The sequence below is a fragment of the Hydrogenophaga sp. ANAO-22 genome (assembly GCF_042466645.1).
GTDB lineage: Bacteria > Pseudomonadota > Gammaproteobacteria > Burkholderiales > Burkholderiaceae_C > Hydrogenophaga.
On sequence record NZ_CP159956.1, the window covers coordinates 777,732 to 791,399 of the forward strand.

General features: G+C 68.8%; 15 protein-coding genes. 8 read left to right on the forward strand and 7 right to left on the reverse strand.

The window, feature by feature from the left end; genetic code table 11:
• The first annotated feature begins 42 nt into the window (after positions 1-42).
• The 5 genes from ABSY19_RS03570 (at position 43) to crcB (ending at position 4,350) form a co-directional block, all read left to right on the forward strand.
• Positions 43-1,017 carry a TRAP transporter substrate-binding protein gene (locus tag ABSY19_RS03570; protein ID WP_382159111.1) on the forward strand — a complete coding sequence of 325 codons (975 nt, stop codon included), beginning with the start codon at positions 43-45 and terminating at the stop codon, positions 1,015-1,017.
• Positions 1,018-1,079: 62 nt separating this feature from the next.
• Positions 1,080-1,583: a TRAP transporter small permease gene (locus ABSY19_RS03575; protein ID WP_382159113.1), complete on the forward strand. Its 504-nt coding sequence runs from the start codon at positions 1,080-1,082 to the stop codon at positions 1,581-1,583.
• Positions 1,576-2,871 carry a TRAP transporter large permease gene (locus ABSY19_RS03580; protein WP_382159115.1) on the forward strand — a complete coding sequence of 432 codons (1,296 nt, stop codon included), beginning with the start codon at positions 1,576-1,578 and terminating at the stop codon, positions 2,869-2,871. Before ABSY19_RS03575 ends, ABSY19_RS03580 begins: the two co-directional genes overlap by 8 nt.
• Before the next feature lie 76 nt (positions 2,872-2,947).
• On the forward strand, positions 2,948-3,940 hold the full coding sequence (locus tag ABSY19_RS03585; protein ID WP_382159117.1) for a recombination-associated protein RdgC: 993 nt from the start codon (positions 2,948-2,950) through the stop codon (positions 3,938-3,940).
• Between the two features lie 26 nt (positions 3,941-3,966).
• The gene (gene crcB / locus ABSY19_RS03590) at positions 3,967-4,350 is read left to right on the forward strand and encodes a fluoride efflux transporter CrcB (RefSeq protein WP_382159119.1); all 384 of its coding nucleotides are present in this window, start codon (positions 3,967-3,969) and stop codon (positions 4,348-4,350) included.
• Here the strand turns inward: crcB and ABSY19_RS03595 are convergent.
• The 3 genes from ABSY19_RS03595 to ABSY19_RS03605 are packed head-to-tail and all read right to left on the reverse strand — an operon-like array spanning position 4,337 to position 7,715.
• The gene (locus tag ABSY19_RS03595; RefSeq protein ID WP_382159121.1) at positions 4,337-5,254 is read right to left on the reverse strand and encodes a helix-turn-helix transcriptional regulator; all 918 of its coding nucleotides are present in this window, start codon (positions 5,252-5,254) and stop codon (positions 4,337-4,339) included. The genes crcB and ABSY19_RS03595 overlap by 14 nt on opposite strands.
• Positions 5,251-7,317 (reverse strand): molybdopterin cofactor-binding domain-containing protein, encoded by a 2,067-nt coding sequence (locus tag ABSY19_RS03600; RefSeq protein WP_382159124.1) that lies wholly within the window; start codon positions 7,315-7,317, stop codon positions 5,251-5,253. The genes ABSY19_RS03595 and ABSY19_RS03600 overlap by 4 nt, the downstream gene beginning before the upstream one ends.
• Positions 7,314-7,715, reverse strand: coding sequence for a (2Fe-2S)-binding protein (locus tag ABSY19_RS03605; protein ID WP_382159126.1), 402 nt, complete (start codon positions 7,713-7,715; stop codon positions 7,314-7,316). Before ABSY19_RS03605 ends, ABSY19_RS03600 begins: the two co-directional genes overlap by 4 nt.
• Before the next feature lie 319 nt (positions 7,716-8,034).
• Here ABSY19_RS03605 and ABSY19_RS03610 point away from each other — a divergent pair, with 319 nt between their 5' ends.
• Positions 8,035-9,222 (forward strand): multidrug effflux MFS transporter, encoded by a 1,188-nt coding sequence (locus tag ABSY19_RS03610; protein WP_382159128.1) that lies wholly within the window; start codon positions 8,035-8,037, stop codon positions 9,220-9,222.
• On the opposite strand, the gene ABSY19_RS03615 is transcribed toward ABSY19_RS03610, so the two are convergent.
• From ABSY19_RS03615 to ABSY19_RS03625, 3 genes are all read right to left on the reverse strand, one after another.
• Positions 9,219-9,743 (reverse strand): toxin, encoded by a 525-nt coding sequence (locus ABSY19_RS03615; protein WP_382159130.1) that lies wholly within the window; start codon positions 9,741-9,743, stop codon positions 9,219-9,221. The two genes, ABSY19_RS03610 and ABSY19_RS03615, sit on opposite strands and share 4 nt — an antisense overlap.
• 59 nt (positions 9,744-9,802) lie before the next feature.
• Positions 9,803-9,985, reverse strand: a complete 183-nt coding sequence (locus ABSY19_RS03620) for a hypothetical protein (protein ID WP_382159132.1) — start codon at positions 9,983-9,985, stop codon at positions 9,803-9,805.
• Between the two features lie 93 nt (positions 9,986-10,078).
• Positions 10,079-11,323, reverse strand: coding sequence for a serine hydrolase domain-containing protein (locus ABSY19_RS03625; protein WP_382159134.1), 1,245 nt, complete (start codon positions 11,321-11,323; stop codon positions 10,079-10,081).
• 106 nt (positions 11,324-11,429) lie between these two features.
• Here ABSY19_RS03625 and ABSY19_RS03630 point away from each other — a divergent pair, with 106 nt between their 5' ends.
• Positions 11,430-11,909: a VOC family protein gene (locus ABSY19_RS03630; protein ID WP_382159136.1), complete on the forward strand. Its 480-nt coding sequence runs from the start codon at positions 11,430-11,432 to the stop codon at positions 11,907-11,909.
• Between the two features lie 4 nt (positions 11,910-11,913).
• Here the strand turns inward: ABSY19_RS03630 and ABSY19_RS03635 are convergent, their stop codons facing one another.
• Positions 11,914-12,612 (reverse strand): GntR family transcriptional regulator, encoded by a 699-nt coding sequence (locus ABSY19_RS03635; protein ID WP_382159138.1) that lies wholly within the window; start codon positions 12,610-12,612, stop codon positions 11,914-11,916.
• A gap of 44 nt (positions 12,613-12,656) precedes the next feature.
• Here ABSY19_RS03635 and ABSY19_RS03640 point away from each other — a divergent pair, with 44 nt between their 5' ends.
• A complete protein-coding gene (locus tag ABSY19_RS03640; RefSeq protein ID WP_382159140.1) occupies positions 12,657-13,643 on the forward strand; it encodes a Bug family tripartite tricarboxylate transporter substrate binding protein in 987 nt (328 codons plus the stop codon).
• Positions 13,644-13,668: the final 25 nt, after the last annotated feature.

The window sequence follows — 13,668 nt, forward strand, 5'->3', positions numbered from 1 at the left end:
CCGCTGCTCGATCCGTGTCCCACCCCCACCTGGAGCCCTAAGATGAAACGTCGCCTGTTCAGCCTTTCCGTGGCCGCTGCCACCGTGGCCATGAGCCTTCCCGCCCTGGCCCAGACCAAATGGGACCTGCCGGCGGCCTACCCCGCCACCAACTTCCACACCGTCAACCTCACGTCCTTCGCCAACGACGTGGACAAGGCCACCGGCGGCAAACTCAAGATCACGGTGCACGCAGGCGCCTCGCTGTTCAAGGCGCCCGAGATCAAGCGCGCGGTGCAGGGCGGCCAGGCGCAGATCGGCGAGATCCTGCTGGCGGCCTATCAGAACGAGTGGCAGATGTTCGGCGCCGACGGCCTGCCCTTCCTGGCCACCAGCTACGCCGATTCCATGAAGCTCTACAAGGCGCAGAAGCCCATCCTGGAAAAAAAGCTCGCCGAGCAGGGCATGACCTTGCTCTACACCGTGGCCTGGCCGCCTCAGGGCATCTACAGCAAGAAGCCGGTGACCAGCGCCGCTGATCTCAAGGGCAGCAAATGGCGCGCCTACAGCCCGGCCACCTCGCGCATCGCCGAACTGGTCGGCGCGCAACCCGTGACCGTGCAGGCCGCAGAGCTCTCCCAGGCACTGGCCACCGGTGTGGTCGAGTCCAACATGACCTCCGGCGCCACCGGCGTGGACAGCAAGCTCTACGAACATCTGAAGTACTACTACGACGTGCAGGCCTGGTTGCCCAAGAACGCGATCATCATGAACAAGCGCGCCTTCGACGCGCTGGACAAGCCCACCCAGGACGCCGTGCTCAAGGCCGGCGCCGACGCCGAGGCGCGCGGCTGGGCTGCCTCGCAAAAGGTCAACACCGACACCCTGGCCATCCTCAAGGCCAATGGCATGGCGGTAGAAGCGCCTTCGGCCGCACTCAAGGCCGACATGCAGAAGGTGGGCGAAACCATGGTCAAGGAATGGCTGGAGAAGGCCGGTCCCGAAGGCCAGGCCATGCTGGACGCTTACCGCAAGTAAATCCCTCGCAACACTGCCCGGCCCCCGGGCAGTGTTTTTTTCACCTGTCCCATTTCCTTCCGATGCGAAAACTACTGGATGCCCTCTACACCGGATCGGCATGGCTGGCCGCGCTGTTCATGATCGGCGTGCTCGTCATGGTGCTCATGTCCATGCTGGGGCGCATGTTCCAGTTCTACATTCCGGGCACCGATGCCTACGCCGGCTATGCCATGGCCGGCGCCGGCTTCCTGGCACTGGCCCACACGCTCAAGAGCGGCGAACACATCCGCGTCACGCTGATCATCGGCAAGCTCACGGGTGGCATGAGGCGCGGCCTGGAGCTGTGGTCCCTCTCCGTGGCGGTGCTGCTCTCCGGTCTGCTGGCGGTCTACGCCTGGCGGCTGGCCTGGCAGTCGCACGCCTTCCACGACATCTCCACCGCCAGCGACGCCACGCCCCTCTGGATTCCGCAGATCCTCATGGGACTGGGCACCACGGTGCTGCTGATCGCCTTCCTTGACGAATGGGTGCTCGAGCTTCGCCGCCAGCGCTCGCACGACAGCGTGGAGACACACCATGAATGAAGTCGTCGTCACGACCTTGCTGATCGTCTCGCTGTTCGCTTTGCTGGGCAGCGGTGTCTGGATCGGACTCACCCTTGCCGGCGTGGCCTGGATCGGCATGGAGCTGTTCTCCTCGCGCCCGGCAGGTGACGCCATGTCCATCACCATCTGGGGCTCAGCCAGCAGCTGGACGCTGACCGCCTTGCCTCTGTTCGTGTGGATGGGCGAAATCCTCTTTCGCACCAAGCTCTCCGAAAGCATGTTTCGCGGCCTGGCACCCTGGGTCAACGCCCTGCCCGGCCGGCTGCTGCACACCAACATCCTGGGGAGCACGATCTTCGCGGCGGTGTCCGGCTCGTCGGCTGCCACCTGCGCCACCATCGGCAAGATGAGCATCCCCGAGCTCACCAAACGCGGCTACCCCCCGGAGAAAATCGTGGGCTCGCTGGGCGGCGCCAGCACCTTGGGCTTGTTGATCCCGCCGTCGATCATCATGATCGTCTACGGCGTGGCGGCCGAAGTGTCGATCGCCAAACTCTTTGTGGCGGGCGTGCTCCCTGGCCTGATGCTGGCCGCGCTGTTCAGCGGCCATCTGATGATCTGGGCGCTGCTCAACCCCGACAAAGTGCCTCGCAGCGACGACCGCATGAGCTTGCGGCAAAAGCTCAGCGAGTCCCGTCACCTGATCCCCGTGATCCTGCTCATTGGCGGCGTGATCGGCACCATCTACACCGGCATCGCCACCGCAACGGAAGCGGCTGCCGTGGGTGTGGTGGGCTCGCTCATCCTCTCCGCCGCGCAGGGTTCCCTGAACTGGACGACATTCCGCGATTCGTTGATGGGTGCCACGCGCCTCTATTGCATGATCGCACTGATCCTCGCGGGCGCTGCTTTCCTCACCCTGTCCATGGGCTACATCGGCCTGCCGCGCCACCTGGCCGAATTCGTCACCGGACTGAACCTGTCGCCGGGGGTGCTGCTGCTGGCGCTGGCGGTGTTCTACATCGTGCTGGGCTGCTTCCTCGACGGCATCTCGATGATCGTGCTCACCATGGGCGTCATCCTGCCCACGGTCACCGCCGCCGGCATCGACCTGATCTGGTTCGGCATCTTCGTGGTGATCGTGGTCGAGATGGCGCAGATCACCCCGCCCGTGGGTTTCAACCTCTTCGTGCTGCAAGGCATGACCAAGCGCGAGATCACGTGGATCGCCAAGGTCTGCCTGCCCTATTTCTTCATCATGGTCCTGGCGGTGCTGCTGCTCTGGTGGTTCCCGCAGATCGTGAGCTGGCTGCCCTCCCGCATGTAACAAAAGGCCATCCTCTAAGATACGCAGGCCCTGCACCCACCCCGGGTGCAGGGCTTGTTTTTTGAAGGTATTCCCCGTGTTCAAGAATGTGACGATCTACCGCATCGCGCCCGGCTGGGGGGCGACGCTGGAAGACATGGAAACCGCGCTGGACGCGGCCCGCTTCGTGCCCTGCGGTGCCACGCAGGACAAGGCCGTCGGCTGGATCGAGCCGCGCGGCGAGGCCCACGGCCCTCTGGTGGAGTCCGTGGCCGGCCAGCGCATCCTGAAACTGCAGATCGAGACCAAGGGCGTGCCCGGCTCGGTCGTGAAGAAAAAGGCCCAGGAAGAAGCCGACCACATCGAGGCCACCACCGGCCGCAAACCCGGCAAGAAGGAAACCAAGGCCCTGCGCGAAGACGCGCTGCTGGCCCTGCTGCCCCAGGCCTTCGCGCGCCAGATGACGGTGTGGGTCTGGATCGACCTGAAGAACGGCTGGCTGGTCACCGACGCCAGCAGCCAGGGCAAGCTCGACGAGGTCGTCACCGCCCTCGTGCGCGCCTTCGACGGCCTGGCCGTCACCCTGCTGCAGACCGCCGTGACGCCGCAGACCGCCATGACGCAGTGGCTCTCGGCCACCACGCCCGACGAATGGCCCGGCGGCTTCGCGGTGGAGCGCGAGTGCGAGCTCAAGTCCGGCGACGAGGAAAAGTCGGCCGTGAAATTCACGCGCCACAACCTCGCCACCGACGAGGTGCGCAAGCACATCACCGAAGGCAAGCTGCCCACCCGCCTGGCCATGAGCTGGGAAGGCCGCATCGGCTTCACGCTCACCGAGTCGCTGCAGGTCAAGAAGATCAACTTCCTCGAAGGTGTGTTCGACGGCCGGCCCGAAGAAGGCGAGAACGGCTTCGACGCCGACGTGGCCCTGTCCACCGGCGAGCTGCAGAAACTCATTCCCGAGCTGATCGAGGCCCTGGGCGGCGAGATGGCCTTCGGTGCCGCCGCCGACAGCGAGCCTTCGGCGTCGGCACCCGCCGCGCGCGAGGCCGTCACCGCCGACGCGGACGACGACGGCCCGCCGTTCTGATCCTCCATCGCTGAAGCGCGGCCCCCATGCACAGCGTCATCGCCATCTCCCTCGGTGCCGTGCTCGGCGCGCTGGCCCGATGGCGCCTGAGCCTGTGGTTCAACCAGGGCGCGGCCATCCTGCCCTGGGGCACGCTGGCGGCCAACTGGATCGGCGCCTACATCGTGGGCGTGGCCGTGGTGTTCTTCCAGAGCCAGACGCAGATCGACCCGGTCTGGCGGCTCGCGGTCATCACCGGTTTTCTCGGCGCGCTGACCACCTTCTCCACCTTCTCGGCCGAAGTCATCGCCATGCTGCAGCACGGCCGCTTCGCGCTCGCCGTCGGCACGGCCGGCCTGCACCTGATGGGCTCGCTGCTGCTCACCTGGGTGGGCATGCGCACGGCCGCGATCTGGTTCACCCCAGCCTAGGCGCGAACTCGCTGCGGTACAGCCCCGGCGTCATCGCCGTGTGCCGCTTGAACTGCCGGGTGAAATGCGCCTGGTCGGCGAAGCCGCACACATAACCCACCTGGGCCGTGGGCATGCTGTCCGCCGCCAGCAGCCGGGCCGCCCCGGCGAGCCGGGCCTTGGCCAACAACTGCGTGAAGCTCAGGCCCTGGTCCGCCAGGCGGCGCTGCAGCGTGCGCGGCGACGAGGCCGCTTCCCGCGCCAGCGCGTCCACCGTCCAGCCCCGCCCCGGGTCGGCGGCGAGCCGGGCCTGGAGGTGGGCGACCCAGCCCTCGGGGGTCGCGGGTCCGGGTTCGGGCAGCGGGCTCTCGGGCCGGGCTTGCCAGCGCAACTCCCAGCTCGACACATCGTCCGGCCAAACGGGCGAGCGCCACGCGCGCTGGCTGCGGCTCCACACCGGTAGCCCGACCGGCCGCGCCTGCACACCCGGCGTGCGCAGGTATTCGCACAGCGCCACCAGAAAGCCGAACACCAGCAGGTCTTCGGCCGGCGTGGGCAGGCGCAGCGGGTCCAGCGACACGTGCCTCATGCGCAGCAGGCCGGGCTCGGGCTGGCTCACGCGCACGCGGTGGCGCGAATGCACGAAGCGCTCCAGGCGCTGCCAGCGCTGCAGCAGGTCGGGCGGGTCGCGCGCGAGCGAGAGCGCCAGCAGCAGCGGCTCGTCGTCCATGCCGTGCACCGCCTCGCCCAGCCGCACGATCACGTCCGGCCCATGGGCCTGCCACAGCCGGTCGAGCCAGGCGCGCTTGTCCGCCAGCGGCACGTGCGCGCTGCGCACGGCCGGCGGGCCGTCGGCCGCCAGGCCCTGCCGCTGCAGGCCGGCGCGCACCAGGCGCAACATGGCTTCGGACGCAAAGTCGTTCATGTGGTCGTCGTCTGGGCCAACAGGCCGGTGTCGATCGGGAACCGCTGGATGCGCACGCCGGTGGCCTCGCGCACCGCGTTGGCGATCGCCGCCGCCGTTGCCACGATGGCGGTCTCGCCCGCCCCGCCGGGCGCGCCTCCCGCCTCCACCAGCACCACCTCCAGCGGCGGAATCTGGTCCAGCGATGGTATCGGTGCTTCGGCAAAACTGCCGGGGCCGATGCGCGAATCGACCGCCGTCAGCCGGTCGCTCAGCGCCATGCCCAGGCCCCACACCAGGTTGCCCTCGCACTGCGCGCGCACCTGGTCGGGGTTGATCACCGTGCCGCAGTCGTGCGCGCAGACCAGGCGCGTCACGCGCAACTGACCGCGCGCGTCCAGCTCCACCTCGGCCACCACGGCCACGTAACTCACCTGCTTGTAGATGCCGCAGGCCACGCCGCGCCCGCGCCGCAGCCCCGGCGCAGCGGGTGGCAACGCGCCGGCCCGTGCGTCCACCGCGCGCAGCACCCCCGCCAGCCGCGGGTCTTCGGCGTGCTGCAGGCGAAACGCCACCGGGTCCACGCCCGCCTGCCGCGCGCATTCGTCGATGGCCGACTCCATCGCCAGCCCATTCGGCCCTGCGCCCAGGCCGCGCCAGGGCCCGGTGAACACCGGCAGGCGGCTCAGCGCGAACTCGGCGCGCTTGCTCGCGCAGCGGTAGGGCAGCTGCGCCCCGCGCGCCACGCCCGCGTCGGTCACGAAATCGGTCAGGCGCTGCATCCACACCGGCAAGCCCGCGTTGGTGAACAGGATGTGGCTGCTGCCGAACGCATGCCACCACTGGTCCAGCCGGCCGTCGCGCAGGCGCACGCGGATGCGGTGACTCGACGGTGGCCGGTGAAAACCCTGGCGAAACTCCTGCGCGCGCGTCCACTGCAGCTTCACCGGCTGGCGCACCGCCTGCGCCAGCACCGCCGCCTCCAGCTCCACCGTGCAGATCGTCTTGCCGCCGAAGGCCCCGCCCACGCGGCTGCCATGCACGCGCACCCGGTCTTGGTCCAGCCCCAGGCGCTGGCAGACCACGTCGCGCTGGTAGTACACGTCCTGCGAGCCCACCCAGAGGTCCAGCCGGCCCTCGGCATCGAACGCCGCCACCGCCGCGCGTGGCTGGATCGGCGCGTGTGCCGCCAATGGGATGTCGATGCGCAGGTCCACGTCCCACTCACCGTGCGCGTCGATGGCGTCCTCGTGCACCCGGTACTTGAATCCACCGTCGGCTAGGCGGCGGTCCACGTCCACCAGCTGGTCGATGTCGGCCTGCCCGAAACCGCCCTGGGACAGCCAGCGCGCATCGAGCGCCGCCTCGATGCGGTCCAGCGCCCCCGGCGTGCGCGCGACGATGCCGATGCCCTCGCTCGACGCCTGCTGCAGTCGCTCGTCGCGCACCAGGGCCACGAAGCCCTTCACCGCCCGCGCGGCGGTCTCGTTCATCGAGCCCAGCGTGGAGGCGCGTTCGGCCGACACCGGCGCGCGCAACACGCGGCCGAACAGCAGGCCGGGCAGGCGCACGTCGGCCACATAGACCGGCGCGCCCGTCACGATGGCCTGGCCCTGTTCGATCGGCACGGCGCGGCCCACATGGCGGCCCCCGCGCTGGAACGCGCGCAACTGCGCCATGGGCCGAGGCTCGGCCCTGCGTTCGCCCTCGGTGTGGCCGGCCGCCAGCGCCTCGCGCAGCGTGGCACAGGCCTGGGCCAGCGGCAGGGCGAAGTCCTTCACCGACTCGCTGCCCACCGTGGCCCGCACGCGCGCCATCTCGCCGGTGTGCGGCAGGCGCAGCGTGAGCTGGTCCCAGTCGATGCCCAGTTCCTCGCACGCCACCTGCTTGAGCGCGGTGCCGATGTTCTGGCCCATCTCCACGCGCGGCAACAGCAGCTCGTAGCGGCCCTCGCGGTGCCGCACCCAGCCCAGCGCGTCCTCGTAGCCCGCCACCGGCCGCTTGGGAATCACCGGCAGGGCGCAGCCGGCCAGAAAGGCCACGCTCAACACCCCGCCGGCCTGCAGGAAACCGCGCCGCCTCACGGCCGCCCCCGCTGCAAGGCCGCCGCGCGCTGCACGCCCGCGCGGATGCGCTGCTGCGTGCCACAGCGGCACAGGTTGCCCGCCAGCGCCTCGTCCACGCGCGCCGGGCTGGGCGCCGGGTTCTGCCGCAGCAGGGCCACGGTGGCCATGATCTGGCCCGCCTGGCAATAGCCGCACTGCGGCACGCGCTCGTCCAGCCAGGCCTGCTGCACCGGGTGCAGGCCACCGTCCCGCCCCGCCAGCCCTTCGATGGTTTCCACCGCCTGGTTCTGCACCGCGCTCACCGGCAGCAGGCAGCTGCGCTGCGCCTGGCCATCGAGCAGCACCGTGCAGGCGCCGCACTGCCCCATGCCGCAGCCGAACTTGGTGCCCACCAGGCCCAGGTGTTCGCGCAGCACGGCAAGCAGGGTCTCGTCCTGCCAGTCGGGGGGATGTGAAACCGCTGTCGGTTCACGAGGATGTTCATGGCGCTGCTCCGTTGAGGGGTGATGGCGCGCCACTGTCTCAGCCGGCGCGCCGCGCGTCTTGAAGATTCGCGCCACGCCGTGCTCGGGCAGAATGCCACCATGGGCCGCGCACAGCCGGCCCGATTCCCGCCACGGGCCTCACCCAGCCCGATGGCGCATGACTCCTGTTGAACCCGGCACGAGCAGATCACGGTCGCGCAACCGCACGGCCTCCGGCGATGTGTCCCCTCAGCCCAGGCGTTCAACCCCCATGCAGACCACGGCCTCCCCGCGCCTCTCCGTCCTCATCGCCCTGTCGGCGCTGGCGATCCTGCCGCTCAACATGTTCGTGCCCTCGCTGCCGAACATCGCGCGCGACCTCGGCGCCGACTTCGCGCTCGTCAACCTCGCCGTCGCCGGCTATGCGATCGCCACCGCCGTCGCGCACCTGATCGCGGGCGCGATGTCCGACCGCCTCGGCCGCAAGCCCGTGGCGCTGGCCGCGCTGGCGATCTACACCCTCGCCTCCATCGGCTGCAGCCTGGCCACCGACATCACCACTTTCCTGGTGTGCCGCATGTTCCAGGCCACCGTCATCGCCGGCTACGCCGTGTCCCTCGCGGCCATTCGCGACACCTCGGACGAAGGGGGCGCCGCCAGCCGCATCGGTTATGTCTCCTCGGCCTGGGCCGTGGCGCCCATGATCGGGCCCACTGTGGGCGGTCTGCTCGACAGCGCCTTCGGCTGGCGCGCCAACTTCGTCGCCTTCGCCGTGCTCGGGCTCGCGGGCCTGTGGCTGGTGGCCTTCCACCTGAAGGAGACCAACCACCACCGCACCGCCTCCTTCGCCCTGCAGCTCAAGGGTTATGGCGAGCTGGGCCGGTCGCCGCCGTTCTGGGCCTATGCCCTGTGCATGGCCTTCGGCATCGGCACGCTGTACGCCTTCCTCGGCGGCGCACCCCTGGTGGCGGCGCAGCTCGGCGGCTTGTCGAGCACGGCGCTGGGCGCCTACATGGGCCTGGTGCCGGCGGGCTTCATGCTGGGCAGCTACATCGTGGGGCACACCAGTTCCAGGCACGCACCCACCCGGTTGATCCTGGTCGGCCGCCTGCTCACGGCCGTGGGCCTGCTGGTGGGCCTGGTGCTGCTGGCCTCGGGCCTCACGCACCCGCTCGCCTTCTTCGGCCCTTGTGTGTTCGTGGGCCTGGGCAACGGCCTGACCATGCCCGCGGCCAATGCGCGCATCCTGTCCCTGCGTCCGCACCTGGCGGGCACGGCATCGGGCCTGGCCGCTGCGGTGACGGTGATCGGTGCCGGCATCGTCGCGTTTCTCGCGGGCCTGGTGGTCAACGCGTCCAATGCCCACCTCGCCGTGCTCGGTGTGATGTGGGCCAGCTCGCTGCTGTCGCTGCTCGTGGCCCTGTTCATCGTGCACACCGAACGCCAGCGCCCGGCCTAGGCCGTGTGCCGCTCGATGAACGCCCGGGCCTCGGAGGGCCGGGTGATCTCCGTCCACTGGAGGTGGGCGTAGCGCGGATCCTCACGAAGGCCGGCGTACTTGCGCCGGTTCGTCTCGAAGGTGCGGTACGACCACAGCAGGACGGAATCGCGCGAGAAGAACGACATGCGCAGCGACTCGCGGTTGCCCTGGAACAGTTCTTCGCGCGTCATGATGCGGCCGAGCGTTCGCCAGAGCAGGCGCGAGAACACCGTCCAGCGGCTGTAGTTCAGCCAGACGACCTGGGTGGCGCGGGGCCAGAGCACATCGCGCACGGCGCTGTAGTTGCCATCGGCCACCCAGCGCGCTCCTTCGGTGGCCGCCAGCACGGCACGCTCGAACTGTGCGTGCGGCACGGCTTCCCAACCTGGGCCCCAATAGAACCTGTCGAGTTCGATGTGCGGGCACTGTGCTGCCCTGCCCAAGGCCTCGGCGAAGGTGGACTTGCCCGCGCCGCTTGTTCCTACAACCAAAAAACGCATGCGCGCGATGCTAGCCCACACGCGTTGGTTGCTCAGCCTCTCGCGCGCTCCGCTGCGTTTCAGGCCATCTGGCGGGGGCCCGACTGCGGGTGGGACAGACGCTGATCCAGCGGCGTGTCGTCGGGCTGCTCCAGGGCCATGCGGGAGGGGCCCTGTCGCCGCAGGGCCTCGCTCTGGCGCGCCTGGCGGCCCGTCCGGCCGCTTTTGCGGGGCGGATTGAAGTGGTGTTGCGGGGATGGCATGCGGGTCTCCGGATGTCTCGTGTTCGGAGTATTCGCCTGCGCCTTCTGGCCGTCTGTTCGGTAGCCCACAAACCGGGGGGCAGGCAGGCCTGCTCACCAGGCCCCGTAGTGCTCGACCACCCCCCGCCACAAGGCCAGCAGCTCGGCCCGCGCCGCGCGGTCGCCCGCGGATTTCCAGACGGCCGTCTGCACCAGCACCAGGCGCAGCGCAGGGTCCACGAAGATCACCTGGCCGCGCACCCCGATGAGCGCGAACCGCGGCCGTGCACCTGGAAAGATCCAGACATGACTCCCGTAGCCAAAGTAGGAACTCGCCACAAAGGGCTGTGCATGGGGTTGTGCGACCGCGGTCGATTGCCGCACCCACGCAGCGGGAACGACCTGCCTGTCGCCCACCTGGCCTTCATTGGCCAGCAGCATCCCGAGACGGCCGTAGTCCCGAAGCGTCGCGTGCAGGAACGCGAAAGCCGCTTCCTGGCCAGCGGCATCGACCAGGAAGCTCGCATCGTCCTGAGCCCCCATGGGCTGCCAGATCCGTTCACTCAGGTAGTCGGCCGGCGGAACACCGGTGGCACCGCGCAGCACAAGACCGAGCGCCTGCGTGTCCGCGGACGAGTAGTAGAACAACTGGCCCGGCGCGATCCGGCGCTGGACATGCGGCAACAAGACGGCGGCCCCGCCCGGCGAGCGGCGCCCGATGGTGTCTTCGATGAGGGCGCCCAGGTCGTCGCGGCCGTCGTACTGCTCCGAAAACCGCACGCCCGACGACATCTGGAGCAGATCGCGGATCGACGTTTCACCATAGGGGTTGCCCGCCAGCGCCGGCACGTAGACCCGCGCCAGGTCGTCCAGGGAGCGAATGCGTCCTTCCTCCAACGCGATGCCGATGAGCACGCCGACGATGGACTTGACCATCGAGGCCGACAGGAAGCGCGTGGCCGGACCCAGGCCGTACTGGTAACGCTCGAGCACCACCGTGTCGTCCTTGATCACCATGAGGCCCGTGACCCGCTGGCGATCCAGATAGTCGTTCACGCCAAGACGCAGGCCATCGTGCTGGTACACGAAAGCCGTTTCCGCGGGCGCGCTGGCGAGTGGCCTCGAATGCGCGCCCTTTCTGACGATGCGATGGGCCAGCGCCTGCTCCAAGGCCCCGCTGAAGGAGTTCAGCAGATGCTGGGGCTGCTCGTCCGCCACGAGATGCGATGCCAACGGAACGGGACCACCGGGCGGATAGCCTTGCCCTCCCCTCAACAGGGCGTCGTCCGGCGCGGCGGCATGGGCGACGCAGGCCAGCGTGAACGCCAGGCAGGCCGTTACAGCAGGTAAAGAGGTCATCAGAAGATGCTAACGCCGCCAGGCTCGCGGTCGCGGCGCTTAACGCGAGCCGCCGAAAGCGGTAAGGTGCCAAGTTCCTCTTGCTCAACGCTCAAGGAGACCCGGAATGATCCCCAAGAACACGATCTGCCTCTGGTTCGACCGCGACGCCCTGGACGCCGCGACCTTCTACGCCAAGACCTTTCCCGACAGCGCGGTCGGCGCGGTGCACCGCGCGCCGGGCGACTACCCCTCCGGCAAGGAAGGCGATGTGCTCACGGTGGAGTTCACCGTGGCCGGCATTCCCTGCATCGGGCTCAACGGCGGCCCGGTGTTCCAGCACGACGAGGCCTTCTCCTTCCAGATCGCCACCGACGATCAGGAAGAGACCGACCGCCTGTGGAACGCGATCGTGGGCAACGGCGGCCAGGAGAGCGAGTGCGGCTGGTGCAAGGACCGCTGGGGCCTGTCGTGGCAGATCACGCCGCGCACGCTCACCGAGGCCTTCACCGGCCCCGACCGCGCGGCGGCCAAACGCGCCTTCGACGCGATGATGACCATGAAGAAGATCGACGTGGCCGCCATCGACCAGGCGCGGCGGGGCTGAGGCCTCACACGCTCAGGAGACTCGCGGGGATGCCGCTGACGAATTCGGCGAAGTCCCGTCCACCGATCGCGATGTGGTCGGACATGGCCTGCCACGCGGCGGCCTCATCGCCATTCGCGATGGCGAGCGCGACCGCCTGGTGCTCCTCCACGGACCGTTGCATGCGCCCTGGCGAGTCAAAGCGGTTGCGGGTGTAGCCCGCGGTTTTGGTGCGCATCTGGCGAACCTGCTCTTCCAGCAGTTCGTTGTGGGACGCGGACCAGATGGCGCGATGGAACCCGTCGTTCGCGACCTCGTACGTGCGCGCGGTGCCATCGGCCGCGATGCGGCGTCCCTGCTCCAGTGACGCCAGGATGGCCTGCCGCTCCGCGGCGGTCGCCCTTCTGGCGGCCAGCCTGGCGGCGGTCGCCTCCAGCTCGGCGATCAGCTCCAGGATGTCGCGCAAGCGCTGCAGCGACAGCTTCGGGATGGTGACGCTGCTTCGGGCTTCGTTGACCGCGAAACCCTGGGCCACCAACTGCAGGAACGCTTCGCGCACCGGTGTGCGGGACACACCGAAGCGCTCGCACAGCAGCTTTTCGTCCAGGGGTTCCCCGGGGCGGAGTGCGCCCGACGCCAAGTCTTCAAGGATCGCCAGGCGCACTTGCTCGGCGAACGTGCGCGCGCCTTTCGCGGGCTCGGCCACTTGCATGGTTGTGCTCATTTAAATATACTGAAGTCGATCGTAAATATATTAGGAGACGTTCAGTGAATATTCTAAAACAAGCGGTCGCTGCCGCCACCCTGGCGGCCGGCTTGGCCTTGCCCGGCCATGCCGTGTCCGCCGCAGGCCCTCAGTGGGTGCCGACCAAACCCATCAAACTGATCCTGGGTTACACCCCGGGCGGCGCGGCGGACGCCACCGCGCGCGAAATCGCCGGGGTCATGGAAAAAATCCTGGGGCAACCCATGGTCGTGGACTACCGCCCCGGTGCGGCGGGCTCCATCGGGGCCGAGGCCGTCGCGAACGCGGCGCCCGATGGCTACACGGTGGGCCTCATCGACAGCGCCCCACTGACCATCATCCCGACCACGCGCAAGGTGCCTTACGACCCCGTGACCGGCTTTGCCTACGTGGGCGTGGTCGCCCAATCGCCCTTGGTCATCCTGGTGAACCCCACGCTTCCCGTGCGCACGCTGCCGGAGCTGATCCAGCTGGCGCGCAAGAAGCCCGGCGCCCTGAGCTTCTCCACCTCAGGACTGGGAAGCATCCACCAGATGTCCGCCGAACTGCTGAAGGCCGAAACCGGCACCTTCATGACCCACGTGCCCTATCGGGGTGCGGCCCCCGCCCTCAACGACCTGATGGGCGGGCAGGTGGAGGTGTCGTTCGCGACGATCGCGCCCGCCATCCCGATTGTGCAGAGCGGCCGGGCGCGCGCCATCGCCGTGACCTCGGACCGCGAGGTGCCGTCGTTCCCGGGCGTCAGGCCCGTGTCTCAACAGGGTGTCCCAGGCTATGACGCCCAGGGCTGGTTCGTGATGGCCTTGCCCAAGGGCACGCCGCAACCGGTGATCGAGCGCTTGAACGCGGCGCTGAACGAAACCCTGAACACCCCCGCCGTGAAGGACAAGCTCGTCGGTTTCGGCAACGACATATCGGCCAGCACCCCCAACGCAGCCTCGCTGCTGGTGAAGAGAGACTTCGAGAAATGGGCTCGCGTGGTGCGGGTGCAGCAATTGAAGTTCGAGTGAACCGCATTCCCCTCCCCTGTCTGAA

What these genes read in the sequence shown, in the direction of transcription:
- ABSY19_RS03630 (WP_382159136.1), top strand. Translation starts at nt 11,430, where the DNA reads ATGATCCCCAAGAACACGATCTGCCTCTGGTTCGACCGCGACGCCCTG.
- ABSY19_RS03635 (WP_382159138.1), bottom strand. Translation starts at nt 12,612, where the DNA reads ATGAGCACAACCATGCAAGTGGCCGAGCCCGCGAAAGGCGCGCGCACG.
- ABSY19_RS03595 (WP_382159121.1), bottom strand. Translation starts at nt 5,254, where the DNA reads ATGAACGACTTTGCGTCCGAAGCCATGTTGCGCCTGGTGCGCGCCGGC.
- ABSY19_RS03625 (WP_382159134.1), bottom strand. Translation starts at nt 11,323, where the DNA reads ATGACCTCTTTACCTGCTGTAACGGCCTGCCTGGCGTTCACGCTGGCC.
- ABSY19_RS03570 (WP_382159111.1), top strand. Translation starts at nt 43, where the DNA reads ATGAAACGTCGCCTGTTCAGCCTTTCCGTGGCCGCTGCCACCGTGGCC.
- ABSY19_RS03615 (WP_382159130.1), bottom strand. Translation starts at nt 9,743, where the DNA reads ATGCGTTTTTTGGTTGTAGGAACAAGCGGCGCGGGCAAGTCCACCTTC.
- crcB (WP_382159119.1), top strand. Translation starts at nt 3,967, where the DNA reads ATGCACAGCGTCATCGCCATCTCCCTCGGTGCCGTGCTCGGCGCGCTG.
- ABSY19_RS03575 (WP_382159113.1), top strand. Translation starts at nt 1,080, where the DNA reads ATGCGAAAACTACTGGATGCCCTCTACACCGGATCGGCATGGCTGGCC.
- ABSY19_RS03610 (WP_382159128.1), top strand. Translation starts at nt 8,035, where the DNA reads ATGCAGACCACGGCCTCCCCGCGCCTCTCCGTCCTCATCGCCCTGTCG.
- ABSY19_RS03620 (WP_382159132.1), bottom strand. Translation starts at nt 9,985, where the DNA reads ATGCCATCCCCGCAACACCACTTCAATCCGCCCCGCAAAAGCGGCCGG.
- ABSY19_RS03580 (WP_382159115.1), top strand. Translation starts at nt 1,576, where the DNA reads ATGAATGAAGTCGTCGTCACGACCTTGCTGATCGTCTCGCTGTTCGCT.